16 protein-coding genes are annotated in these 25,023 nt (G+C 67.8%); 15 read left to right on the top strand and 1 reads right to left on the bottom strand.

Features of this window, described 5'->3' with window-relative positions:
- Positions 1–35 precede the first annotated feature (35 nt).
- The 4 genes from IT306_07835 (at position 36) to IT306_07820 (ending at position 5,704) form a co-directional block, all read left to right on the top strand.
- Positions 36–1,751: a hypothetical protein gene (locus tag IT306_07835; protein MCC7368316.1), complete on the top strand. Its 1,716-nt coding sequence runs from the start codon at positions 36–38 to the stop codon at positions 1,749–1,751.
- A gap of 158 nt (positions 1,752–1,909) precedes the next feature.
- The gene (locus IT306_07830; protein MCC7368315.1) at positions 1,910–2,443 is read left to right on the top strand and encodes a cupin domain-containing protein; all 534 of its coding nucleotides are present in this window, start codon (positions 1,910–1,912) and stop codon (positions 2,441–2,443) included.
- A 326-nt stretch (positions 2,444–2,769) separates the two neighbouring features.
- The gene (locus IT306_07825; GenBank protein MCC7368314.1) at positions 2,770–4,521 is read left to right on the top strand and encodes a hypothetical protein; all 1,752 of its coding nucleotides are present in this window, start codon (positions 2,770–2,772) and stop codon (positions 4,519–4,521) included.
- 58 nt (positions 4,522–4,579) lie between these two features.
- Complete coding sequence (locus tag IT306_07820) at positions 4,580–5,704, top strand: Gfo/Idh/MocA family oxidoreductase (GenBank protein MCC7368313.1); 1,125 nt, start codon at positions 4,580–4,582, stop codon at positions 5,702–5,704.
- A gap of 348 nt (positions 5,705–6,052) precedes the next feature.
- On the opposite strand, the gene IT306_07815 is transcribed toward IT306_07820, so the two are convergent.
- Positions 6,053–7,144 (bottom strand): mandelate racemase/muconate lactonizing enzyme family protein, encoded by a 1,092-nt coding sequence (locus IT306_07815; GenBank protein ID MCC7368312.1) that lies wholly within the window; start codon positions 7,142–7,144, stop codon positions 6,053–6,055.
- A 470-nt stretch (positions 7,145–7,614) separates the two neighbouring features.
- On the opposite strand from IT306_07815, the gene mftG reads away from it, so the two are divergent.
- The 11 genes from mftG (at position 7,615) to IT306_07760 (ending at position 24,990) form a co-directional block, all read left to right on the top strand.
- Positions 7,615–9,165 carry a mycofactocin system GMC family oxidoreductase MftG gene (gene mftG, locus IT306_07810; protein MCC7368311.1) on the top strand — a complete coding sequence of 517 codons (1,551 nt, stop codon included), beginning with the start codon at positions 7,615–7,617 and terminating at the stop codon, positions 9,163–9,165.
- A gap of 468 nt (positions 9,166–9,633) precedes the next feature.
- Positions 9,634–10,407 (top strand): 7-cyano-7-deazaguanine synthase QueC, encoded by a 774-nt coding sequence (queC, locus tag IT306_07805; GenBank protein ID MCC7368310.1) that lies wholly within the window; start codon positions 9,634–9,636, stop codon positions 10,405–10,407.
- 173 nt (positions 10,408–10,580) lie between these two features.
- A complete protein-coding gene (locus tag IT306_07800) occupies positions 10,581–13,172 on the top strand; it encodes a hypothetical protein (protein ID MCC7368309.1) in 2,592 nt (863 codons plus the stop codon).
- Between the two features lie 64 nt (positions 13,173–13,236).
- On the top strand, positions 13,237–14,268 hold the full coding sequence (locus tag IT306_07795; protein MCC7368308.1) for a LacI family DNA-binding transcriptional regulator: 1,032 nt from the start codon (positions 13,237–13,239) through the stop codon (positions 14,266–14,268).
- Positions 14,269–14,456: 188 nt separating this feature from the next.
- Entirely contained in the window at positions 14,457–16,478 is a 2,022-nt protein-coding gene (locus IT306_07790) for an ABC transporter substrate-binding protein (protein MCC7368307.1), read from the top strand.
- Between the two features lie 37 nt (positions 16,479–16,515).
- The gene (locus tag IT306_07785) at positions 16,516–18,636 is read left to right on the top strand and encodes a beta-galactosidase (protein MCC7368306.1); all 2,121 of its coding nucleotides are present in this window, start codon (positions 16,516–16,518) and stop codon (positions 18,634–18,636) included.
- Positions 18,637–18,659: 23 nt separating this feature from the next.
- Positions 18,660–20,765, top strand: a complete 2,106-nt coding sequence (locus IT306_07780; GenBank protein MCC7368305.1) for a beta-galactosidase trimerization domain-containing protein — start codon at positions 18,660–18,662, stop codon at positions 20,763–20,765.
- A 6-nt stretch (positions 20,766–20,771) separates the two neighbouring features.
- Positions 20,772–21,764, top strand: a complete 993-nt coding sequence (locus IT306_07775; protein ID MCC7368304.1) for an ABC transporter permease — start codon at positions 20,772–20,774, stop codon at positions 21,762–21,764.
- Between the two features lie 3 nt (positions 21,765–21,767).
- Positions 21,768–22,919 carry an ABC transporter permease gene (locus IT306_07770; protein ID MCC7368303.1) on the top strand — a complete coding sequence of 384 codons (1,152 nt, stop codon included), beginning with the start codon at positions 21,768–21,770 and terminating at the stop codon, positions 22,917–22,919.
- Positions 22,916–23,935 (top strand): ABC transporter ATP-binding protein, encoded by a 1,020-nt coding sequence (locus IT306_07765; protein ID MCC7368302.1) that lies wholly within the window; start codon positions 22,916–22,918, stop codon positions 23,933–23,935. The genes IT306_07770 and IT306_07765 overlap by 4 nt, the downstream gene beginning before the upstream one ends.
- Positions 23,932–24,990 carry an ATP-binding cassette domain-containing protein gene (locus IT306_07760; protein MCC7368301.1) on the top strand — a complete coding sequence of 353 codons (1,059 nt, stop codon included), beginning with the start codon at positions 23,932–23,934 and terminating at the stop codon, positions 24,988–24,990. Before IT306_07765 ends, IT306_07760 begins: the two co-directional genes overlap by 4 nt.
- Positions 24,991–25,023 lie beyond the last annotated feature (33 nt).

Genomic DNA, 25,023 nt, shown 5'->3' with positions numbered 1-25,023 from the left:
CGATGCAAGGCGATGATGCTTTGGTGGATGGGCGCATGACGCGCCGACGATTGCTCGTACGGTCGGTCCAGGTGGCGGGGGCCGGTCTCGCAGCAACCTTGTTGGGGGCGTGCGGCCAGCAAGCGCCGGCGGCCGCACCGAAGCCGGCCGAGCCGGCAAAGCCGGCCGCCCCGGCCGCGACGACCGCCCCGGCGGCTGCTGCCAAGCCGGCAGAGGCGGCGAAGCCGGCGGAGGCTGCCAAGCCGGCTGCTCCCGCCGCGGCCGCTCCGGCCCAGGCTGCGCCGCCCTCGAAGCCGGCCGGCGGGTCCGGTGGCACGCTGCGGGTCGGCCACATCGCCAACCCGTCGCAGCTCGATCCGCACCGCTCGGTGGCCGGCTTCGACAAGCACGTCAGCCTCTCCATCTACGACCCGCTGGTTGGGATGGACCGCAGCCTGCGGCTCGTGCCGGGCCTCGCCGAATCCTGGGACTCGCCAGACCTGACGAACTGGACGTTCAAGCTGCGGAAAGGCGTCAAGTTCCACGATGGAACGGACTTCAACGCTGCCGCCGTCAAGTTCAACATCGACCGAATCAAGGATCCCGCCACCAAGAGTCCGCTGGCTGGCCAGGTGGCCGTCATCGACCGCGTCGAGGTCGTGGACGACTACACGGCGAAGCTGATCACCAAGTCACCGTACGCCAACCTGCCGGCGCTGCTCGCGGATCGCCACGGCTACATCAACTCGCCGGCAGCGGTTCAGAAGGCCGGGGCAGACTATGGCGTGACGTCCGTCGTGGCGACCGGGCCGTTCAAGTTCGTCGAGTGGCGCCAGAACGACAAGGTGATCCTTGAGAAGAACACGAGCTACTGGGATCCGGCCCGGCCCAAGCTCGACCGCATCGAGATCAGCGTCATCGTTGACGACAATGTCCGCCTGGCGAATGCGAAGACCGGACAGCTCGACGCGATCTACTCGCTGGCGTTCAAGGACATCCAGCCGCTCAGAAGCGACAAGTCGCTCCAGTTGACCGAGGCGCCCGGGCTGGCGTTCTGGAACGTGTACATCCATGCCCAGAACCCGCCGTTCAACAACCCCGCGCTTCGGCAGGCCTGGGCCTACACCATCGACCGCGAAGCGATCCTCCAGGCAGCCGCGTTCGGTTCCGGCACGGTCGCGAACACGGTCTTCTCGCCGGCGTTCGGGGACTACTATCAGAAGGATCTGAAGCCGCTCCCGCGCGACCTCGACATGGCGAAGAAGAAGCTGGCCGAGGGCGGCCAGCCGAACGGCTTCGAGTTCGAGTTCGTCGCCATCAACGTCGGGCCGTACCAGACGATTGCCCAGATCCTCCAGGCTCAGGCCGCCGAGGTCGGGATCAAGGCGAACATCAACGTGATGGACGACGCGGCCTGGTCCGTGCGTAACAACACGACCTGCGATGTGATGGCCGGCCAGAGTATCTGGACCGGCCGGATCGACCTGGATTCGACCCTCGGCAACATGTTCGATCCCGAGGGATCATCCTGCAAGGGCGGGCGGTACTCGATACCCGAAGCGACCGACTTGATTCGAAAGGCGCGGGGAGCCAAGACGGTCCCGGAGCGGCAGCAGATCTACCAGCAGATCGGCAAGCTGGCCGTCGACAACGTCATGGATCTCCAGCTTGTCTATCCGTCCACCAGCGTCCTGCTCTCGTCGAAGGTCGGCGGATTCCAGGTCTGGAGCGACGGCTTCATGCGCTGGGACGAGGTGACCATCCAGGGATAGCAGGCTCGTTCAAGCGCCCGATTCCGTAGCCTGGGGCCTGTTCCCTGCCCGTGCTCACGTGCAGCGGGTGGGCGACAGACCCCCAGACTACGACGTCTGCTTCTTGCGAGCATCTCGTCTCTGCCTGCGGCAGCAGCGCCGCGAGGAGGCACTCTTCTATGCCGAGAGCCATCAGGCGAGTTGTCACGGGGCACACGCCCGGCGGACGCTCGACCATCGTCATGGATGGCCCCGCCCCACAGGTCAGGCGGCGCTCGCACCCGGATGCTGGCAGCACCGTGCTCTGGGTCACCGACCGCGCGCCGGCATCGAACGTCGACGAAGCCGACGCCGCGCCGGCCGGCGTGGTCAACCCCGTACCGCCGCCCAGCCCCGGCGGCACCCTGCTGCGTATCGTCGACTACGTCCCGGCCAGCCAGGCAGCCGATGCGGCCTCCGACATGATCGGCGTCAACCATGCGCCAGACCGTGAGGCGAAGCACGCTGGCTTTCACCAGACGCACACGGTGGACTACGCCATCGTTCTGGAGGGCGAGATCTGGGCGGTGTTGGAAGAGGCCGAGACCCTGCTCACGGCCGGCGATGTGCTGATCCAGCGGGCCACGTACCACGCCTGGGAGAACCGCTCCGACCGGCTCTGCCGGATGGCGTTCATCCTCATCGATGCGGAGCCGCTGCCGACGCCCACCTGAACCTCTGACCGAGGTTCCAGGTCGGCCAGAGAGGATTGGGAGCCAGCGGCGCCGACGTGCAGGCGCCATCTCCTCTGTCGATGGCCATGAGATGTGCTCAGCAAGTCGAACCTGGGTCGCGTCGCCGACCGGTCAGCGCGCCGCGGACGGACAACATGGGCCGTTTGGCCGATGTTTGGCGGTGCGCTCGGGCCTACGTTGGGTGCATCGAGACGCTGGGACGATGACGTTCCGGCGATGTCCTTCTGGGTCGCGCTGGTGATCTGAGCAGCGGCCCGTTCGATCGCAGGTGATCGAGGAGTATCGCGATGCAGGGCAAGGATGCCATGGCACATCGTCACGTCTCGCGCCGACGGCTGCTCGTGATGTCGGTCCAGGTGGCCGGCGCGGGCCTGGTAGCCGGATTGCTGAGTGCGTGCGGCCAGCAGGCGCCGGCCGCGCCCCCCAAGCCGGCGGAAGCGCCGAAGCCGGCTGCCCCCGTTGCGACGACCGCCCCGGCGGCAGCGGCCAAGCCAGCGGAGGCGGGCAAGCCAGCGGAAGCTGCGAAGCCGGCCGCGCCAGCCGCCGCCGCGCCAGCCGCCACCGCACCGATCCAGGCTGCGCCGGCCTCGAAGCCGGCCGGCGGGGCAGGCGGGACGCTGCGCGTCGGGCACTTCTCCAACCCGTCGAATCTTGACGGCCATCGCGCGGTGGCAGGCTTCGACGAGCATGTCAGCAGGGCCGTGTTCGACGCACTCGTCGGTACGGACCGTGGCTTGCGGCTCACGCCGGCGACGGGGCTGGCGGAGTCCTGGGACTCGTCGGACCTGATCAACTGGACGTTCAAGCTGAAGAAGGGCATCAAGTTCCACGACGGCACCGACTTCAACGCCCAGGCCGTCAAATTCAACGTCGACCGGATCAAAGACCCGGCCACCAAGAGCCCGCTGGGTGGGCAGGTGGCCATCGTCGACCGCGTCGAGGTGGTCGACGACTACACGGCCAGGATGGTGACGAAGTCGCCGTACGCCAACCTGCCGGCCCTGTTCGCGGGCCGCAGCGGCTTCATCAACTCGCCGGCGGCCGTCCAGAAGGCCGGCACTGACTACGGTGTCACCGCGATGGTGGGGACCGGGCCGTTCAAGTTCGTGGAGTGGCGGCAGAACGACAAGATCCTGCTGGAGAAGAACATCAGCTACTGGGACCCGGCCCGGCCCAAGGTCGATCGCGTTGAGTTGAGCATCATCCCGGACGACAACGTCCGCCTCGCCAACGTGAAGACCGGCCAGCAGGACGCCACCTACTCTATCGCCTTCAAGGACATCCAGCCGCTCCGAACCGACAGGTCGCTCAAGCTCATCGAGGCGCCGGGCCTTCAGGCCTGGAACCTCGTCCTCCACGGCCAGAACGAGCCGTTCAAGAGCCTGGCGCTGCGCCAGGCCCTGGCCTACACCATCGACCGCGAAGCCATCCTCCAGGCCGCCGGGTTCGGGTCCGGGACCGTGGCCAACTCGATGATCACGCCCGGCCTGTCGGACTACCACCAGAAGGATCTGAAGCCACTGCCGCGCGACCTGGACATGGCGAAGAAGAAGCTGGCTGAAGGTGGCAAGCCGAACGGGTTCGAGTTTGAGTACGTTGCCATCAACATCGGGCCGTTCCAGACCATCGCCCAGATCGTGCAGGCCCAGGCCGCCGAGGCCGGCATCAAGGCGAACATCGTGGTGATGGACGACGCCGCGTGGTCGGTGCGGAACAACACGACCTGCGACGCCCAGGCCGGCCAGACCGTCACGATCAACCGCCTCGATCTGGATTCGTCGTTCGCCAATGTGCTCGACCCGGATACCTCGGCATGCAAAGGCGGACGCTTCAACGTTCCCGAGGTCACCGAACTGGTCCGCAAAGCGCGCGGCATCAAGGAGCTGGCCGCGAAGCAGCAGATCTACGCCCAGATCGCAAAGCTGCAGATCGAGAACGTCATGGACATTCAACTCGTCTACCCCAGCACGAGCGTCGTGCTGACGCCGAAGGTCGGCGGCTTCGACGTGTGGGGCGACGGCTTCATGCGCTGGGATGAAGTGACCATTCAAGGCTAGCGCGTTCGCGGGGCCACGTTCCTGGCCGCATCCTCCAGCGTGGCGGCCAGGAGTGAGCATGGTGCATACCTGTCACCTGCCCGTCAGCCGTGGAGTCTGGGCCCACTCAGGAACGAAGGATGAGCACGTGACAGCAGCGCCCATCGGATTTGCGGTCCTCGGGACGGGGATCATCGCCGAAGTCCACCGGCAGGCCATCGCGATGAACGCCGATGCTGGCGCTCGACTGGTGGCCGTCGGGCACTACGACCCGGCGCGGTTTGCCGAGATTGGCCGGCGTTTCGGGGTTCCTTGCGTGAGCGAAGCGGATCTGCTGGCGTTGCCAGACGCGGACGTCGTGTGCCTCGCAACGCCGAGCGGACAGCATGCTGAGCAGACCATCGCGGCGGCGGCGGCCGGCAAGCACGTGCTGGTCGAGAAGCCGCTGGCGCTCAGCCTCGCCGATGCTGACGCGATGATCGCGGCGTGCGACCGGGCCGGGGTTCGCCTCGGTGTGTTGCTCCAGCGCCGGGCCGAGCCGCTCTTCCGACAGGTCTACGAGGCGATCCGCGCCGGGGACCTGGGCGAGATCACCATGGCTTCCGTCTGTATGCCGTATCACCGGCCCCAGGCCTACTACGACCAGGCCGCCTGGCGCGGGACCTGGGAGCAGGACGGCGGCGGCGTCCTGATGAACCAGGGGATCCATTTCGTGGATCTCCTGCTCTGGCTGATGGGCGCCGATCCGGTGCAGATCACGGCGCGGGCGGCCACGCTCCAGCGGCAGATCGAGGTTGAGGACACCGTCGTGGCGGCGCTCGAGTTCTCGAACGGGGCCCTCGCCACCCTCTCCGCGACCTCGACAGCGCCGCCCGGATTTCGTCAGCGTGTCGAGGTGTACGGGACGGCCGGTGCGATCCAGCTCGAAGGCGATGCCGTCGTCCGCTGGGAGACTGCGCGCGGGGCAGGCCCGGATTCCGGCGATTCAGCAGGCGCGGCTGCCGACGTCGCCGCGCCGCCCGCGTCGGCGTTCCCGACCGCCGGGTCGCAGTCGCCAGTGGCGCACGCCGAGCTGATCCGCGATTTCGTGGCGGCCCTGCGGGATGGCCGCCCCCCTGCTGTGGATGGGCGCGAGGGCCGGCGGAGCGTGGCTGCCGTGCTTGGCATCTACGAGGCGGCCGGGCTGCTGCCTCGCCCGGGGTGACGTCGCTCGGCCCGCGGTGACGTCGCTCGGCCCGGGGCACTGACCGCGCCCCGGGCCGTCGAACCGACATCCTCTCGCTGCCCGCGGTCCTTGTCTAGCCCCTGGCGCGGCGATCCAGGGCGATTGCAGATTGGGCGGGTCGTGCAGCGTCGTCGGGGCCTGATGAGGATTGACGAATTGCCGTGATAAAGGCCCTCACCCCCCGACCCCCTCTCCCTGTGCGCGGGAGAGGGGGAGGCACACAAGAGGTACGTCTCCCCCTCTCCCGCGCACAGGGAGAGGGGGTCGGGGGGTGAGGGCCTTCAGGCTGACGGACGGGTGCCACGCAGGTTTCGTCGTAGCTTTAGTTCAGACCGAGTACAGGCGCACCGCTGTCGGATCGAGCGCCAGCCCCAGGCCCGGGCGGTCCGGGTACGGCGACCACATGCCGTCCTTCGGCTCGGGGAACTCGGTGTACCAGATGCGGTCGCCTTCCTCGGTCTGGCTCAGGTACTCCACCACCTTCAGATTCGGCGTGGCGCAGGCCAGGTGCAAGTGGATGACCTGATAGGCGTGGGGCGCGACCGGCAGGTTGAACGCGTGCGCCATGTGCGCCACCTTCAGCCACTCGGTCACCCCGCCCACCCGGCCCACGTCCGGCTGCACGATGTCGGCCCCGCCGCGACTGATCAGCTCCTTGAAGCCGTACTTCGAGAACTCAAGCTCGCCGCTCGCGACCGGGATGGAGGTCGCCTTGCTGATGGCGGCCAGCCCGTCGATGTCGTCGGCCATGACCGGTTCCTCGAACCAGCCGACGTTGTACTGTTCGAAGCGCTTCGCCATCGCGATGGCCTGCTTCGCGTAGTAGCCGCCGTTCGCGTCGAGGTAGATCTCGACATCGTCCCCGAGCGCTTTCCGGACAGCCGCCAGCCGCTTCACGTCCTCGGCCTCCGACTTGCCGAAGTCTTTCGCCACCTTCATCTTGACGCGCGGGATGCCCCGCTCGACGTAACTCAGCTGCTCTTTGACAAGCTCGGCTTCGGTGTAGTTCGTCCAGCCGCCCGAGCCGTAGATCGGCACCGTGTCCGTGTAGGGGCCGAGCAGGCGGTAGAGTGGGACCCCGAACGCCTTCGCCTTCAGATCCCAGAGGGCGATATCCACCGCCGAGATGGCGTTGAACGCGACGCCCTTCCGCCCGAAGCCCCGCACGCGCCAGAACATGTCGTCCCAGAGCTTCTCGTGGCAGAGCGGATCCTGGTCGATCAGCAGTGGCTTCAGCGAGCGCTCGATCACGGTGCGGGCGTTCGGCTCGGTGATGCCGAGTCCTTCCAGACCGTCGTCAGTCTTGATGTGGACAAACAGGGCTGCCCGCCCGGGCGACGGATGCCGAATTGTGGCATCCAGGTTCGGGGCCAGGTGGGGCGCGTGCAGATGGGTCGTCGTCACGTCGACGATACGCATGAGACCTCCAGCAGTGGATGGGTCACGATTACTGTACGAGCCGGCCGAGTCAAGAGCAGCGGCGCCGCGCTCCAGCGTACGCCGTGGGACACGCCTCGAAACGTATGGCTGCCGCGGATCTGGAGCATCGGCCAAACGGACCATTGACGTGTCCTGGCGGCGACGCTGGCGCGTTACGGCAAATCGTCCTCACCTTGCAGGCGATCAGCGTCAACTGAGGTGCGCAGCCTCAAGATGGGCCGAATGGCCGATACCTTCGGCCGACACCTCCACTACCCTGGAAGCGGCCCGTTCATCCTGCCGCGCGTCCGCTGTGCTACGCGGAGGCCGGCAAAGAGCCCGGTCGATGAGACACGCGGCGATGACGCCGTGTGCCCGGAGAGGAGGCGCACGCCGGCGTCTTCCGCTTCGCGCGGAGCCGAGCATTGCCTCCGACCTCGTGACGACCAACATCCTCGGAGTAGAGTGCGATGAAGTATGACCATATTGTGCTCGGTGCAGGCTCGGCCGGCGCCATCGTCGCCGCGCGGCTGAGCGAAGATCCGCGGCGTTCGGTGCTCCTCGTCGAGGCGGGACCGGACTATCCCAGCATCGAGCACCTGCCGGAAGAGGTGCGGATCGGCTTCGCCACCGGCACTGACATCGCGACGAGCGCCCACAACTGGCAGTTCAAGGGGCGCGGCACCCCCGCTGCGACGGCCATCAACATCCCGCGTGGCAAGGTCACCGGCGGATCGAGCGCCATCAACGGCCAGGTGTTCCTGCGCGGCATCCCCGAGGACTACAACCTCTGGTCCCAGTGGGGCAACGACGAATGGAACTACGAGCGATGCTTCGACTCCTTCAAGAAGCTTGAGACCGATCTCGACTACGGCGAGACGGACATCCACGGCGGCAGCGGCCCGATCCGGGTGCGCCGCTTCAAGGAATCGGAATGGCACCCGGATCAGAAGGCGTTTCGTGACGCCTGCGTCGATGCCGGGTTCTCCTACGTCCCCGATCACATCGACCCGAACTCGACGGGCGTCGGGCCGATCCCGCTGAACAACCCTGACGGCATCCGCTGGAGCACGGCGGTCGGCTATCTGATGCCGAATCAGCACCGGCTCAACCTGACGATCCGGCACAGCTGCATGATCCAGAGGCTGCTGTTCGAGGGCAACCGCTGCGTGGGCGTCGAGGTTGAAAGTGGCGGCGAGCGCTTCAAGGTCTACGGCGAGGAGATCATCCTCAGCGCCGGCGCGATCGGCTCGCCCCAGATTCTGATGCTCTCTGGCGTCGGTCCGCGAGATCATCTGGCCGAGCTTGGCATCCCCGTCGTCCACGATCTGCCCGGCGTCGGCCAGAACCTGCGCGACCATCCGATGATCTTCGTGTCGTGGAAGGTCAAGCCGGACTACAAGCAGGATCCGTATGCGCCGCGCATCCAGTTGATGTTGCGCTGGACCTCCGAGGGCTCGCCGCTCTGGAATGACCTCATCATGTACATGTCGTCGTTCGCGTCCGAGCGGCCGGAGCGTGGCGGCGACCGCATGGTGCCCACGGGGATCCGCGTGCACCCAACGCTGAACCTGGCGATGAGCAAGGGTGAGCTGCGTTTGCAGTCCACGGACCCCAACGTCCAGCCGATCCTCGACTACCGCTACATGGAAGATGAGTTCGACCGCCGCCGCATGCGCGAGATGATCCGCACGGCTGCCCGGCTGTTCGAGCATCCGTCATTCGCCAACATCGTGTCCCGGCGCAACGAGCCGACCGACGCGGAGCTGGCCGACGACGACCTGCTTGACGCATTCATCGCCCGCGACATCACCACGGGGCAGCACACCTGCGGCACCTGCAAGATGGGGCCGGCGTCTGACCCGCTGGCCGTGGTCGATCAGTACGGCAAGGTGCATGGCCTCGAAGGTCTGCGGGTGGTGGACGCCTCGATCATGCCGGATGTCCCACGGGCCAACACCAACGTCACCTCGATGATGATCGGTGAGCACGTGGCGGACTTCATCCGGCAGGGAAAGTAGCGCCTCGTGCGCTCGACGCCACGCACGGCCCTCGCGGTCAGGCTGCAACGCCCAACGGAGCGGGTGGTTCATCGGTGGACCACCCGCTCCGTGCACAATCGAGGGTGACCGTCTCGGCATGCCCTCAATGGCCCTCAATGGCCCTCACCCCCCGACTGCCCGTCTTACCGCGTTCTGCGAACGCCAACGAACGTACGATTGCCTCCAGGACGATTGCATGTTCATTGGTGTCCCCGAAGCATCATGGAACGGGCGGTCGGGGACTGAAGTCCCCGCCTACCGTCACGCCGTCGCTGCGCGACGGCCGCCGGGAATGCCAGGCACTGGTGCGACTGGCGCGTCGCGCAGCGACTGCAGGATGGTAGGCGGGGCTTTCAAGCCCCGACGCGGCGGCACGACGCGCTCAACATACAATCGCCCTGCGATTGCCTCGGGTCCACAAGCCGCGATGGGACCGCATGACCTACTATGCGGGGCCAGCGAGGGAGCGAAGGCGTGACCACGAGACTGGGACTGGTGCTGCTCTCAGGGGGCCTCGACTCGACGACCGTGGCGGCGATGGCCGTTCGCGACGGGTACGCCCTCTCGGCGGTGACGGTCCACTATGGCCAGGCCCACGCCCGCGAGGTCGAGTCCGCGCGGCGCGTGGCCGAGGCGCTCGGGATCGACCAGCGCGTGGTGGATCTGACGTTCTTCAAGGATCTGGCGTGGTACTCGGCGCTCACCCACCCGGAGCGGTTCGAACTGCCAGCCGAACGCTCCGTGGAGCAGATGGCGGCCGACATCCCCATCACCTACGTGCCGTTGCGGAACACGCTGTTCGTGACGCTGGGGGCGGCGTTCCTCGAAAGCGAGGCGCTGGATGCCATCGAGCGGCGCGGGGTCGAGCCGGGCCAGATCGAGGCGCGGCTGTTCATCGCCGCGAACGCGCTCGACTACAGCGGATACCCGGACTGCCGGCCGGAGTTCTATGCGGCGATGACCGAGACGCTGCGCCTGGGGAGCAAGCTGGGAACGCGGTACGGCATCTCGATCCAGGTCGAGACGCCGCTCATTGCGATGACGAAGGCCGATATCGTGCGGGCCGGCGTGGCGGCGCGTGCGCCACTGGAGCACACCTGGAGCTGCTACCAGGGCGGCTCCCAGCCGTGCGGACGCTGCGACTCCTGCCTGCTGCGCCAGAAGGGCTTCGCCGAGGCGGGGGTCGCTGACCCGGCCCTCGGGGGACGGCGCGCCGTCTGAGCGCCCGCGATGGATGGCAGAGGGGCGGTCTCCTTCCGTACAACCACAGCGCTCGCGCTGGCCGGTTGGCGCTGGCCGGCTGGCGCGTGTTGGGAACGGGAATACCGCGACGCCTCGCGGCTGTACGTGTCGCGGTGGGGACGAGCGCGGATGATGATGCGGAAGGAGAGTTCGTGTCGGGCGATCAGCCTGCCGCGCACGCGTTGACCTACCCGCTTCAGGGTGGCTTCGTCGTCAACTGGCTCGTGGCCGGGCCGTCGACCGGCGCCGTCGCCGCCGACTGGGAGGATGGCCCCGGCATCACTGGTGCGCCCGTCGAGCGCGGTCCGCTGGACACCGGCCTGTTCCAGGTGGGCGAGCAGCGTGGCGCCTGGGCCTACTACGCCTGCCCGGAAGACCGTGTCGTCGACCGATCTGGCGACCATCGTGCGGGGCTCGTGCTGCGATCCTGGGCGGCTGCCGATCTGGTCGTCGAGGCGGAGCAGTCTGCCACCGTCGAGTTGACGGCCTCGGGCGCGGCAGGGCTGTGGCTTGACGGCGCGGCCGTGCTGCGAGTCGAGCATGGCTCGGGAAGCGCGTCGGTGGCGCTCACGCCGGGCGTGCACGCGGTGATGGTCCGCTTCGAGGACGTGGCGGTCGGTGAGACCGCCCACACGGCAGCGCTCCGCGTGCAGGCCAGCGGCGTCCAGGTTCAGATCCCGACCCGCATCCCGGACCTCGGGCGGCGCGCTTCGTTCGAGCAACTCACCGCGCACACCTACCTGGATCGCGACGTCTACGAGGGCGGCGCGCCGATCCGTCTCTGCTGGCCCGAAGGCGAGCGGGCGTTCTGCCCCGCCCACGTCCGCCTGCACGGCACGGATGATGGCATCTTCGCCCTGGCCGACATCGCTGGCATGCCGGGCGACGCCACCGAGCTTGGGTACGCGGTGCAGCTGCCGGCCGGCCCCATGCGTGCATCGCTGAGCCCTTCGCCAGACGAGGTCTACCTGCATCACACGCGCGTCTGGCGCGATCTCCCGTTCTGGTCGCTCGGGCGGCAGCAGTACGTCGCGCAGCCATCCGACGCCGACCTCCCGGCGCGCCGGCGCGAGGCGCTCCTGGCCATCGCCGAGCACGAGCGCTCCCCGTACGGCCAGATCGCGCGGATGGCGCTCGGCGTCTGGCAGGACGTCGACGCGGGTGTGCTCGTCCGGGCGTGCGAGCAGCCCGACGCGCCGCTGCTGCTGGCGCTGGTCGGGCTGGTGTGCCGGTTCGGGGCCGAGCCGGCCCTTGATGGAGAGGTCAGGGCTATCGTTGAGGAGGCCCTGCTGCAGGTCGAGCGGTGGCCCAGCCCGACCACTTCCACGGGCCGCATCCTCCTGCACGCTGCCAGACTGCTGGCCGGACAACGCTTTCCGGACCGGCTCTTTGCCGACGGTCTGTTGGGCACGCGGCGCCAGGCGGAGGGCGAGCGGCTGGCCCTGACCTGGATGGCGGACTTCGCCGCCTACGGCGCGACCAGTCCGGGGGACTCCGAGGCCATCGCATACGAGGCCGCCGCACTCGCCTCCCTGGCCGACCTCGCCGAGTCGCCGGCGGTCTACGAGCTGGCGGCCGTCTGCCTCGACAAGCTGCTGTACCTGCTCGCGCTCAGCTCGCGCCGGGGGGTGCTCTGCGCGGCAACGACGAGCGCCCCGCCGAGCGTGGCCATCAGCGGACTGCTCCAACCGACCGCGCCGATCAGTCGGCTGCTGTGGGGTGTCGGCATCTACAATCAGCACCTGGCCGGCGTGCTCGCGCTGGCCCTCGCCACCGAGTACGAGCCGCCGGCCATCCTCGACGGCATCGCGCAGGACGCGCCAGCGGCCGTGTGGAGTCGGGAGCGGCACGCCCCGCCCGGTGCCGTGCCGACCAGTCTGGTGACGTACAAGACGCCGGAGTACGTCCTCTCGTCGCTGGCCGACGTGCCGCCCGGCGGCCCCGGCCGCACCGAGCAGCTCTGGCGCGCGACGCTGAGCCCGAGCGCCCTGGTCTTCGTCAACCAGCCGGCCTCGTCCAGCCGGTCCGACAGCCGCGTGCCGGCCTACTGGGCCGGGAACGCCCGCCTGCCCCGCGTCGGCCAGTGGCAGGATGCGCTGATCGCGATGCACCGTGTGTTCAGGACCGACCGCCTGCCGTTCACGCACGCCTACTTCCCGACGGCCGCCTTTGACGAGTACGTGGTGCGTGACGGCTGGGCGTTCGCGCGGGTCGGGGAGGGCTACCTCGCGCTGGCCTGCACGGCGGGTCTGGCGCTGACCACCGCCGGCCGCGATGCCCTGCGAGAGCTGCGGGCACCGCGGCTGGGCAGCCGGATCGGCCCGGTGGACGAGCGGGGCCCGGCCGGAGCAGGCGGCCCGGAAGGCGACGACGGCGGCCCAGAGGGCGACGGCAGCGGCCCAGAGGGCGACGGCAGCGGCCCAGAGGGCGACGGCAGCGCGGTACAGACGTGGCTCGTGCAGCTTGGGCGGGCTGCGCTCGACGGCGACTTTCCCGCGTTCCAGGCGGCCGTCCTGCAGTCGCCGTTCGACGTGGGCGACGACGGCAGCGTGTCCTGGACCACCATGCGCGGCGACACGTTCACCCTGGGCTGGGACCGGCCGCCGACGCTGAACGGCGCGCCGGTAGCTGGGCTCGAAGGCTCGCATCTCGACAGCCCCTACGCCGCCGCCACGCTGCCCTGCGCCGGCATCGACATCCGCCTGCACGAGGATATCTTGCGGCTGGATTTCATGACATCGTGATCGGGCTTGACAGGTATAGTACGGTGGTGGAAACGTTTCCAATGTTGCTGTCAGGCGTGCGGTGATGATCACCATTCGCGAAGTCGCAAAACGGGCAGGAGTCTCGGTCAGCACGGCATCACGGGCGCTCAACGATCGCGGTGAGGTCAGCAAGGATGTCCGCGCCCGGGTGCAGGCCGCTGCTTCCGAGCTGCACTACACCGCCAATCCGCACGCCCGCGCGCTCAAGGGCGCGACGACCAAGACGCTGGGCATCCTGCTGGCGGAGACCGGCGCCTACTCATTCAACGCGCGCCTCCTGAGCGGCGTCTACGATGCCGCCACGCCGCAGGGGTACAGCGTCATCGTGTGTACGGCCCAGGGCAGCGCCGAGGCCGAGCGCGAGGCCCACCAGATGCTGCTCGAAAAGCGCGTGGTCGGCGTCCTCTCCAATTCGGTCCAGAGTGGGGCGGAGCCGCTCCGCCGATTCGAGGCGGCCGGCATCCCCTGCGTGCTGGTGAATCGGCGGCTCGAAGATCTCGATTGTGATTCGGTGGTCGTGGACTACCGGCGCGGCGACTACCTCGCGACGCGCCATCTTCTCCAGTTGGGCCATCGTCGCATCCTCTGCCAGCTGGCCGGGGTCGACAATCCGCCCAGTCGGGTGCGCTTGCCGGGCTACCGCGAGGCCCTCGAAGAGTTCGACGTGCCGTTCGATCCGGACCTTGTCCTCTACTGTCACGATTTCCATGAAACGCACATCCGCGTCGGCGCGGCGATGGCGAAGCTCGATCCGCAGCCAACGGCCGTCGTCGCCTACAACGACGAGAGCGCGCTGCCGGTCATGAAGGCGCTGCGCGAGATCGGGCTGCGCGTGCCGCAGGATGTCTCGGTGGTCGGCCAGAACGACTTCACCCTGGCCGAGTACGTCGATCCGCCGCTCACCTCGGTGGCGCACGCCGTCCGCGACATGGCGCGGCAGGCGACCGAGCTGCTGCTGGAGAAGATCAACTGGCCTGAGGAGGAGCCGTGGGCGCCGCGCCGCCTCGCCTACGAGCCGCGACTGGTCATCCGCGAATCGACGTGCCCGCCGCTGAGCGTCGCCGCCGCGCACTGACGCCGGCTGCCTGCTGACGGCCGAGAGGGTGTTGACAAGCCGCGACGAGTGTGTCAGACTCCTGCTGGAAACGTTTCCGCAAACGTTCCCAGTTCACGCCTTCGAGGAAGAGGCCGGGGCTGACGATGAGCCGAATCATCTCGCGTCGATCGATGTTGCGACTGGGCGCGCTCACGGGCGCTGCCGCCATGTTGACCGCTTGCGGTGAGCAAGCGTCGACCCCACCCACGCCGAAGCCTGCCGCGCCGCCGGCTGCCGCGCCGACCACCGCCGCCGCCAGCTCGGGCGGTGGCGCACCGGCCCAGCCGACTGCCGCGCCTGCCGCGGCCGCTCAGCCGACCGCCGCCCCTGCCGCGGCCAAGCCGACGACGGCCAGCGCACCCGCTGCCACGCCGAGCAAGTTCAGCGAGTCCCCGATGCTGGCCGACCTGGTCAAGGCTGGCAAGCTGCCGGCCGTCGATCAGCGCCTGCCGGCCAGCCCGCTGGTCGTCAAGCCGCTCGAAGGCGCCGGCAAGTACGGCGGCGAGTGGCGGACCGGGACCATCGAGCGCAACGGTAACGACCTGATCCGAAACATCGGGTACGAGCAGCTGATGCGCTACACGCCCGGCTACGACGCCGTCATCCCGAACGTGGCCGAATCCGTCAAGGCCAGCGAGGACGGCAAGGAGTACACCTTCACGCTTCGCAAGGGCCTGAAGTGGTCAGACGGCACCCCGTTCACCTCGGACGACGTCCTCTTCTGGTACGAGGACGTGCTGATGAACAAGGAGATCACGCCGGCCCCGCCCAGGCCGGCGTTCGTGGTCACCAAGGTTGACGAGACCACCTTCAAGTGGGCGTTTGAAGCGCCGAACGGCCTCTTCCTCAAGGATGTGGCCCGCACCAACATCGAGCGCGCCTGCGCCCATCCGAAGAAGTTCCTGTCCCAGTTCCACAAGAAGTACAACACGACGAACCTTGACGACCTCGTCAAGCAGAACCAGCAGAACACCTGGGCGGACCTCTTCAACTTCAAGCGCGAGGTCTTCAACAACCCGGACCTGCCGACCCTCTGGCCGTGGAAGCTCCAGCAGGGCTTCGGGACGGGTGCGACCTCCGTCAGCGCCGAGCGCAACCCGTACTACTTCAAGGTCGATCCCGACGGGAATCAGCTTCCGTACATCGACAAGTACACCCAGACCCTCGCCACCGATCCCGAGGTGCTGGTGCTCAAGGCGCTGAACGGCGAGCTTGACTGGCAGGAGCAGTGGATCAACGCCCCGAAGAACAAGTCGGTGTTCTTCGACAACCAGCAGAAGGGCAAGTTCCACCTCTTCGAGCTGACCCCGACCACCGTCAACTCGATGAACATCATCTTCAACATGAACTGCAAGGATCCGGTCATCAAGGAGATCGCCCGGAACAAGGACTTCCGCATCGGGCTGTCGTACGCCTACGACCGTCAGGAAGTCATCGACGTGGTCTTCTTGCAGCAGGGCAAGGCCGCCCAGACCGCCCCACGTCCCGAGTCCAAGTACTACCACGACAAGCTGGCGACCCAGTACCTCGAGTACGACCTGAAGAAGGCGAACGAGCACCTGGACAAGGCGTACCCGAACAAGGACAGCAGCGGGTTCCGCCTCGGGCCGGACGGCAAGCGCATCTCGATCATCTTCGACATCGACAGCGGCCGAACGACCTACATCGACAGCCTGGAGCTGATCAAGAAGCAGTGGGCGAAGGTCGGCGTCGAGATCAGCGTGAAGCAGATGGACCGTGCGCTCTGGGAGCAGCGCGTCCGCATGACCGACTTCGAGTACCACGCCAGTTGCCACATCTTCGGCGGCGGCTCGGGCGACGCGGTCATCCTCGACCCGCGCTACTGGTTCCCGCAGAACACCGGCAACTCGTTCTGGGCCAAGGCCTGGGCCTGGTACTACAACAACCCCCAGAGCCCGCTCGCCGAGGAGCCGCCGGAGCCAGTCAAGCAGCAGATGAAGCTGTACGACCAGATTCGGGCCACGACCGACGACAAGAAGCAGCAGGATCTCCTGAAGCAGATTCTGGACATCCAGGCGGACCTCTTCCCGACCATCGGGACGGCGTTCGACGGCAACTTCTACGGCGTCAGCGTGGACCGGCTGAAGAACACGCCGAAGTCGCTGCCCAGCTCGTACGACTATCCGACGCCAGCGCCGGCGAACCCCGCGACCTGGTACTTCGGCTGATCGCTGCCCCCAGCGACCGGAAAGACTGAGATCTCTCGTGCCGAATACGAATCTGCCTGCATTTCCCTACGGGGCGGTCTACTTCCGCAAGTCGAACCCGCCGCGCGACGATTGGGATCGCGACTACCGGACGGCCAGCGAAGATGGCATGAACATCTTCCGCCACTGGTTCCTGTGGTCCGCCATCGAGATCGCGCCCGGCCAGTACGACTGGGAAGAGTACGACGAGCAGCTTGACCTGGCCGCCCTCAACGGCATCAAGACGATCATCGCGGAGTTCATTTTCGCCGCGCCGGAGTGGGCGTTCGTCGAATACGCCCACGCCCGGTTCATCGACGAGAAGGGGCTGCCGCTCAACAGCCAGATGGGCGGCTCGTCCGCAACGGGCGGCTATCGCGGCCTCTGCCTCGACAACGACGACTGGCGCGCCTACGCCGAGGGCTTCCTGCGGACCCTGGCCGCCCGCTACAAGGGGCACCGAGGGCTCGGCGGCTACGACATCTGGAACGAGTCCAACAACAACCCGAACTTCTGCTACTGCCCGGCCACCCTACGAGTGTTCCAGGGGTGGCTCAAGGCCAAGTACGGCGACCTGAAGACGCTCGGGCGGGCCTGGGGCCGGCACAGCTTCGCGACCTGGGAGAACGTCACCCCGCCCCGCGCCCACGGGCCGTATGCGGACACGCTCGACTGGATCGAGTTTCGCGGGGACCGTGCCCACGAGTTGATGCGCTGGCGGCGCGATGTCATCCGCGGCGTCGATCCTGACTGCGCCATGACCGCCCACGGGCTGGCGACGACCCTCAGCGCGATGCCCGCCAGCTCGGCGGACGACTGGCGGGCCGCCGCCGAGGTCGAGAGCTACGGCGTGACCTGGGGCTCGTCGCGGCACGGCGACGAGCCGTGGAAGCAGATGCAGGCGTTCGACCTGATCCGCGCGGCCTCGCGCGGCAAGCCGTTCTGGCACGCCGAGGCGTACGGCGGGCCGCTCTGGCTGGCGGCCCAGGTGCGCGGGAAGCCGCGCAACGAGGGCCGCATCGCCTCGACGGACGACATCCGCTATTGGAGCTTCGTCAGCTTCATGGCCGGCGCCACCGGCCTGATGTACCTGCGCTGGCGGCCGCTGCTCAACGGCGTGCTCTTCGGCGCGTTCGGCCCGTACGGCATGGACGGCTCGCGGACCGAGCGCTCGGAGATGGTGCGGCAGGTCGGGGCCTGGGCGACGGCAGCCGAACAGGCCCGGCTCTGGGAGTCGCGGCCGGTCCAGGGCGACATCGGCATCGTCTACGTGCCCGAGGCCGAGCGGTTCACGTTCGCGCAGACCCACGGCACCGGCGGCGTGACGCCGGGCGTCTGGACGACGCCCACGGCCTACACCCACGCCATGCAGGGGGCCTACCGCGCGTTCTGGACGAGCAACATTCAGGCGGACTGGGTCCACATCGACGATATCGACCAGTACCGCCGGCTCTACCTGCCGATGCCGATCATGCTGAACAGGCAGACGGCGGCGCGCCTGCGTGACTGGGTGGCCGCCGGCGGCACGCTCATCTCGGAGGGGTGCCCGGCCTACTGGGGCGATCTCGGCTGGGTGGGCGCCGAGCAGCCGAACCTCGGGCTGGACGAGCTGTTCGGCGCGAAGGAGAGCTACGTCGAGTTCACGCCCGACCTGCTCGCCGACCTGCGCCTGACCGTCCGTGGCGAGTCGATCAGTGGAGGCGTCTTCCTCCAGGCCTACACCCCCAGCAGCGGTGTGGCCGTCGGCCACTACGAGGACGGGCAGGTCGCAGCCGTCGAGCACACCTTCGGCAACGGGAAGACACTGCTGCTCGGGACGATGGCCGGCGCCGGCTTCTTCGCGCACGCCGACGACGCCGGCAGCGCCCGCTTCTTCGCGGGCCTGCTCGGCGGGCAGCAGGCGGTGACCAGCAGCGATGCGCGCATCAAGGCGCGCCTCCACGCAGGCTCGGGCGGCCTCTACCTCTGGGTGGCCAACCCGACCCGCGAGCCGGTCTCGGTCTCCCTCTCGATCCGCGACAGCGTGGGCGAGTTCGCGTCGGCGCGCACCCTGTGGGGAGCGGCGGCAGCCGTTGACGGACGCGCCGTCAGCCTGACCGCGCCGGCCCGCGATGTGACCGTCCTGGAGCTAACCTCATGACCAACCCCCTGTTCGACCGGGCGATGCGCTGGGCGCAGTTGACCCTGGTCGAGAACGACCCTGTCCAGTACGACGTGAAGTTCTGGCTGGACTTCTTCAAGCAGGCCCACTGCGACGCGGCCTGCCTGAGCGCCGGCGGCTGCGTCGCCTACTACCCGACGCAGATCCCGCTGCACTACCGCAGCCCGTTCCTGGGTGACCGCGACGCCTTCGGCGAGTTGTACGAGGGCTGCCGCAGCCTCGGGATGACCGTCATCGCGCGGACCGACCCGCACGCCGTCCACGACGATGTCTTCCAGGCCCATCCTGAGTGGATCATGGTCGGGGTGGACGGCAAGCCGGTGCGCCACTGGGCTGACCCCGACCTGTGGGTCACCTGCGCGCTCGGGCCGTACAACTTCGAGTTCATGACTGAGGTCACCCGCGAGATCGTCAGCATGTACCCGGTCGACGGCATCTTCTCGAACCGCTGGTCCGGTCACGGCATCTGCTACTGCGAGCATTGCCAGCGGAACTTCCGGGATGCGTCAGGACGCCACCTGCCGCGCCGGACCGATCCCGCGAGCGGCCTGGATCTCCCGCAAGACGAAGGGATGCCAGCCTACCTCAAGTGGCGGGAGAACCGCCTGTTTGAGCTGTGGGACGTCTGGGACCAGGCGGTCCGGGCGGTCGTGCCGCACGCGCGGTACATCCCCAACTCGGGCGGCGCGCACCAGATCCTCGACATGAAGCGGGTCGGCGAGAAGTCGGAGATCCTCTTCGCGGACCGGCAGGCGCGGCGGGGGCTCACCCCGGCCTGGGCCAACGGGCGCAACGGCAAGGAGTTCCGGGCGACGCTGGGGAACAAGCCCATCGGCGGTATCTTCAGCATGGGCGTCGAGGAGAAGTACCGCTGGAAGGACTCGGTCCAGAATCCCGCCGAGATCCAGTTGTTCGTCGCGGACGGCGTGGCGAACGGTCTGCGGCCCTGGTTCACCAAGTTCAGCGGCATCATCTACGATCCGCGCTGGCTCCAGCCGGTCATCGACATGTACTCCCGCTACCACGACTGGGAGCCGTATCTCCGAAACGAGGCCCCGCTGGCGCGCGTCGGCCTGCTGTACTCGCAGCAGACGTGGTTCAACTACGGCGGGACAGACGCCAATCAGAAGGTCGAGCCGCACACGCTCGGTTGGTATCACGCGCTGGTCGAGGCGCGAATCCCGTTCGAGATGGTCCACGACGGGCTGCTGGACGAGGCGCACACGGGTCAGTTTAAGACGCTGATCCTGCCGAACATCGCCGCGTTGTCCGACGCCCAGTGCCAGCAGTTGCGCGAGTTCGTGGAGCGGGGCGGCGGCCTCGTCGCCACGCATGAGTCGTCGCTCTACGACGAGAACGGCGCGATCCGCGCGGACTTCGGGCTGGCCGACCTGTTCGGCGCGTCGTACGCTGGCGGCATCGAGGGGCCGCTGCAGAACTCGTATCTGGCGATCCGCTCCGACCCGCTCACGCGCGTGTTCCATCCGCTGCTGGAGGGCCTGCACGATGCCGGGCGGATCATCAACGGCACGCATCGCGTCAAGGTCGAGACGACCCAGCCGCACGGGCCGGCGCCGCTCAGCCTGATCGAGTCCTACCCCGACCTGCCGATGGAGATGGTCTGGCCGCGCGTGCCGGACAGCGACATCCCGCAGGCGTACGTGCGGCAGATCGGCGCGGGGCGGGTGGTCTACTTCCCGTGGGACCTCGACCGGGCCTTCTGGGAAGTGCTCTGCGTCGATCATGGACGGCTGCTGGCGAACGCCGTGCGCTGGGCCACCAACGAGCCGCAGCCAGCCACCGTGACCGGACCCGGCATCCTGGACGTGACGGTCTGGAGGCAGAAGGATTCGCTGACGGTTCACCTGGTGAACCTGACCAACCCGATGCTCATGAAGGGGCCGATCCGCGAGCTGATCCCGATCGCCGAGCAGCTCGTCGAGGTCCGCATCCCGGAGGGGCAGACGGTCGAGAACGTCCGCCTGCTGCGGGCCGGCACGACGCCCGAGGTCACGCACGCCCGCGACGCGATCGCCGTCCGCGTGCCCTCGATCCTCGACCATGAAGTCGTTGCCGTTGACTTGCGCCCGGTGGCGGCCCACACTTGATGCCGTATGTTGCGCTACATCGCGTTCCGCATCCTGATGATGATCCCGACGATCTTCGTGATCTCGATCGTCAGCTTCATCATCATTCAGCTGCCGCCGGGTGACTTCCTGACGAGCTACGTCGCCAGCATCACGGCGCGCGGCGAGACGATTGACGAAAGCACGGTCGAGGCCCTACGCAATGCGTACGGCCTCGGCCAGCCGTTGCACATCCAGTACATCAAGTGGATCACCGGCGTCATGCGCGGCGACTTCGGCCAGTCGTTCACCTATCGGGTGGCAGTGTCGGCGCTGATCTGGGACCGTGTCTGGCTGACGGTTGCCATCTCGTTCATCACGCTGATGTTCACCTGGGCGCTGGCGTTCCCCATCGGCGTGTACTCGGCGGTGCGCCCGTACTCGCTGCTGGACTACGTCTTCACGTTCCTGGGGTTCATCGGGCTGGCCGCGCCGAGCTTCCTGCTGGCGCTGGTGCTGCTGGTGGTGGCGTTCGACCGGTTCGGGATGAGCGTCGGCGGGCTGTTCTCGCCGGCCTTCGAGAATGCGCCCTGGAGCGTGGCCCGGCTGATCGACCTGTTCAAGCACATCTGGATCCCGGTCATCGTGATCGGCCTTGGGGGCACGGCCAGCCTGATCCGCGTGATGCGCGCGAACCTGCTGGACGAGCTGCACAAGCCGTATGTGACGACGGCGCGGGTCAAGGGGCAGGCCGAGGTCACGCTGCTGGTGCGCTACCCCGTCCGGGCGGCGCTGAACCCGTTCGTCAGCACCCTCGGCTGGACGCTGCCGCAGCTCGTGTCTGGCTCGACCATCGTGGCGGTGGTGCTGAGCCTGCCGATGGTCGGCCCGATGATGCTGGCGGCCCTGCTCTCGCAGGACATGTATCTGGCCGGCTCGTTCATCCTGATTCTCAGCGTCCTGACCGTCATCGGCACGCTGATCTCCGACATCCTGTTGGCGTGGCTCGATCCGCGCATCCGCATGAGCAAGGCAGGCTGACCCATGGACGTGACACCTGCTGGACCGCCGACCGCCGCCCCCGCTGGCCGGCCCTCTGAGAAGGCAGCACGGGTCGAGGTCGCGTCGCAGTGGAAGCTGATGTGGTGGCGCTTCAAGCAGCACCGCGTGGCGTTCGCCAGCGCCATCGTGGTGCTGCTGATCTACGTCGTCGCCCTGATCCCGGAGTTCATCGCGCCGTTCCCGTCAGACGTGGTCAACGCCCGGTTCCTGTACGCGCCGCCACAGCCGCTCCACCTGTTCCGCGACGATGGCGGCTGGCGCTTCGAGCCGCACGTCGTCGGCTACCGCTCGACGGTGGACGCGGCGGCCGGCCGGCGGACGTTCGTGGTGGACGACACGCAGATCATCCCGATCGGGCTGTTCGTCAAGGGGAGTCCGTATCATCTGTTCGGGCTGATCCCGATGGAGCGGCACCTGATCGGCCCGATTGAGGCCGGCCAGCCGATGTATCTGCTCGGGGCGGACCGTCTCGGCGGCGACGTGTTCAGCAAGATCATCCACGGCACCCGCATCTCGATGTCCATCGGGCTGGTCGGCGTGGCGATGAGCCTGATGCTGGGCATCGTCCTGGGCGGGATGTCGGGCTACTACGGCGGCATCGTCGATACGGTCATCCAGCGCATCATCGAGTTCCTGCGCTCGATCCCCACGATCCCCCTCTGGATGGGCCTCGCCGCCGCGCTGCCGACCAACTGGCCTCCACTGCGCATCTACTTCGGCATCACGATCATCCTCTCGCTGATCGGCTGGACGGGCCTTGCGCGGGTGGTGCGCGGCCGGTTCCTGGCGATGCGGAACGAGGATTTCGTGACCGCCGCGCAGCTCGACGGCGCGAGCGATATGCGGATCATCCTCCGCTACATGGCGCCATCGTTCGCCAGCCACATCATCGCCTCGACCACCCTGGCGATCCCCGCCATGATCATCTCGGAGACGTCGCTCTCGTTCCTCGGGCTGGGACTGCAGCCGCCGCTGGTGAGCTGGGGCACGCTGCTGAAGGAGGCGCAGAGCGTTCGGAGCGTCCTCCAGGCGCCGTGGCAGCTCTGGCCGGCGGCGGCCGTGATGATCGCTGTGCTGGCGCTGAACTTCCTCGGGGACGGCCTCCGAGATGCAGCGGACCCGTATTCGTCATGACACTGCTGGACGTCGAAGACCTGCGCGTCGAGTTCCCCACCCGAGACGGCGTGGTCAGGGCCGTGGACGGCGTGGATTTCTCGATTGAGCGGCAGTCCACCGTGGGGCTGGTGGGTGAGAGCGGCTCGGGCAAGTCGGTCACGGCCTTCGCGATTCTCCAGGTGGTGACCCGGCCCGGCAAGATCAAGGGCGGACGGGTGATGCTCCACCAGACCGATGGCAAGACCGTCGATCTGGCGAAGCTCAACCCGCGCGGTCGAGAGATCCGTGCCATCCGTGGCAAGGACATCTCGATGATCTTCCAGGAGCCGATGACCTCGTTCAGCATGCTGCACACCATCGGCTTTCAGATCATGGAGGGCATCTTCCTCCATCAGAAGGTCAGCAAGGCCCGCGCCCGCGAGATCACCATCGACATGCTGCGCCGCGTCGGCATCCCGAAGCCCGAGGAGCGCATCGACGCGTACCCGTTCGAGCTGTCGGGCGGGATGCGCCAGCGCGCGATGATCGCGATGGCGCTGGTGACGCAGCCGCAGCTGCTGATCGCCGACGAGCCGACCACCGCCCTCGACGTGACGATGCAGGCCCAGATCATGGAGCTGATCCGCGACTTGCAGCGTGAGATGGGGATGTCCGTCCTGCTGATCACCCACGACCTGGGCGTGATCGCCGAGAACTGCGACGAGGTCATCGTCATGTACCTCGGCGAGGTCATGGAGCGCTCGGGCGTCAAGCAGTTGTTCGCCGAGCCGCTCCATCCGTACACGCGGGCGCTGCTGCGGTCGATCCCGCGCCTTGGGCACGCCAAGGAGTGGGAGCTTGAGCCGATTGAGGGCATGGTGCCCAGCCCGTACAACCGCCCGACCGGCTGCCCGTTCCACCCGCGCTGCGGCGCATTCATGGCCGGCGTCTGCGACACGACTCGGCCGGTCTTGACCACCTTCGACGATGGGCGGGCCGTCCGCTGCCACCTGTATCCGCAGACCGACGCTGTCGTGCCGGCTGAAAAGAAATGACGCTGCCTGTGGACGCACCTGACATCCTCCAGCTCAAGAACGTCAAGAAGTACTTTCCGATCCATCGCGGCATGCTCGGGCGGGTGCGCGGCTACGTGCGGGCCGTGGACGATGTCAGCCTGACGGTCAAGGCCGGCGAGACGCTGGGGCTGGTGGGCGAGAGCGGCTCCGGCAAGACGACGCTCGGGCGGGCCATCGTGCGCGCCCACGAGCCGACCTCGGGATCGATCCTCTACCGCACGGCGGCAGGCTCCACCGTCGACCTGGCGACCCTGAACCGGCGCAGCCTGAAGCCGTACCGCCGCGAGCTGCGGATGATCTTTCAGGATCCGTTCTCGTCGCTGAATCCGCGCATGACGGTCATGGACATCGTCGGTGAGCCGCTGCGGATTCACGGGCTGGCGAGCGGCCGGGCGCTCGAGGAGCGGGTCGCGACGACCCTGGAGCGCGTCGGCCTGCCGGCCGAGTACATGCGGCGGTATCCGCATGCGTTCAGCGGCGGCCAGCGGCAGCGCATCGGGATCGCCCGTGCGATTGTGCTGGACTCGCGCATCGTCGTGGCGGACGAGGCCGTCTCGGCGCTCGACGTGTCGGTGCGGGCGCAGATCCTGAAGCTGTTGATGGGCCTGAAGCGCGAGATGAACCTGACCTACCTGTTCATCTCGCACGATCTGAGCGTGGTCGAGTACGTGGCGGATCGGGTGGCGGTGCTGTACGTCGGCAAGGTGGTCGAGCTGGCATCGACCACCGAGATGTATCAACGGCCGATGCATCCGTACACGGAAGCGTTGATGTCGGCGGTCCCGAACCCTGATCCAACGGCCCGCTCGAAGCGAATCGTGCTGAGCGGTGAGATCCCGGACCCGGCCAACCCGCCGAACGGCTGCTATTTCCACCCGCGCTGCCCGTATGCGCAGCCGCGCTGCCAGACCGAGACGCCCGCCCTGCGCGAGGTCTCCCCGGGCCGGTTCTCAGCGTGCCACTTCGCAGAGGAACTGACCCTGCGCGGCGCGACGCACGAGGAGCCGGCCGCCGTGGAATCGTCAGTCCTGTAGGCGGTCAGGGCTGACCAGCGCCGTCCGGACGGT

The organism is Chloroflexota bacterium (assembly GCA_020850535.1).
Taxonomy (GTDB): domain Bacteria; phylum Chloroflexota; class UBA6077; order UBA6077; family JACCZL01; genus JADZEM01.
The sequence above is the reverse complement of the archived record's forward strand: the minus strand, read 5'-3'. Positions and strand labels throughout refer to the sequence as shown.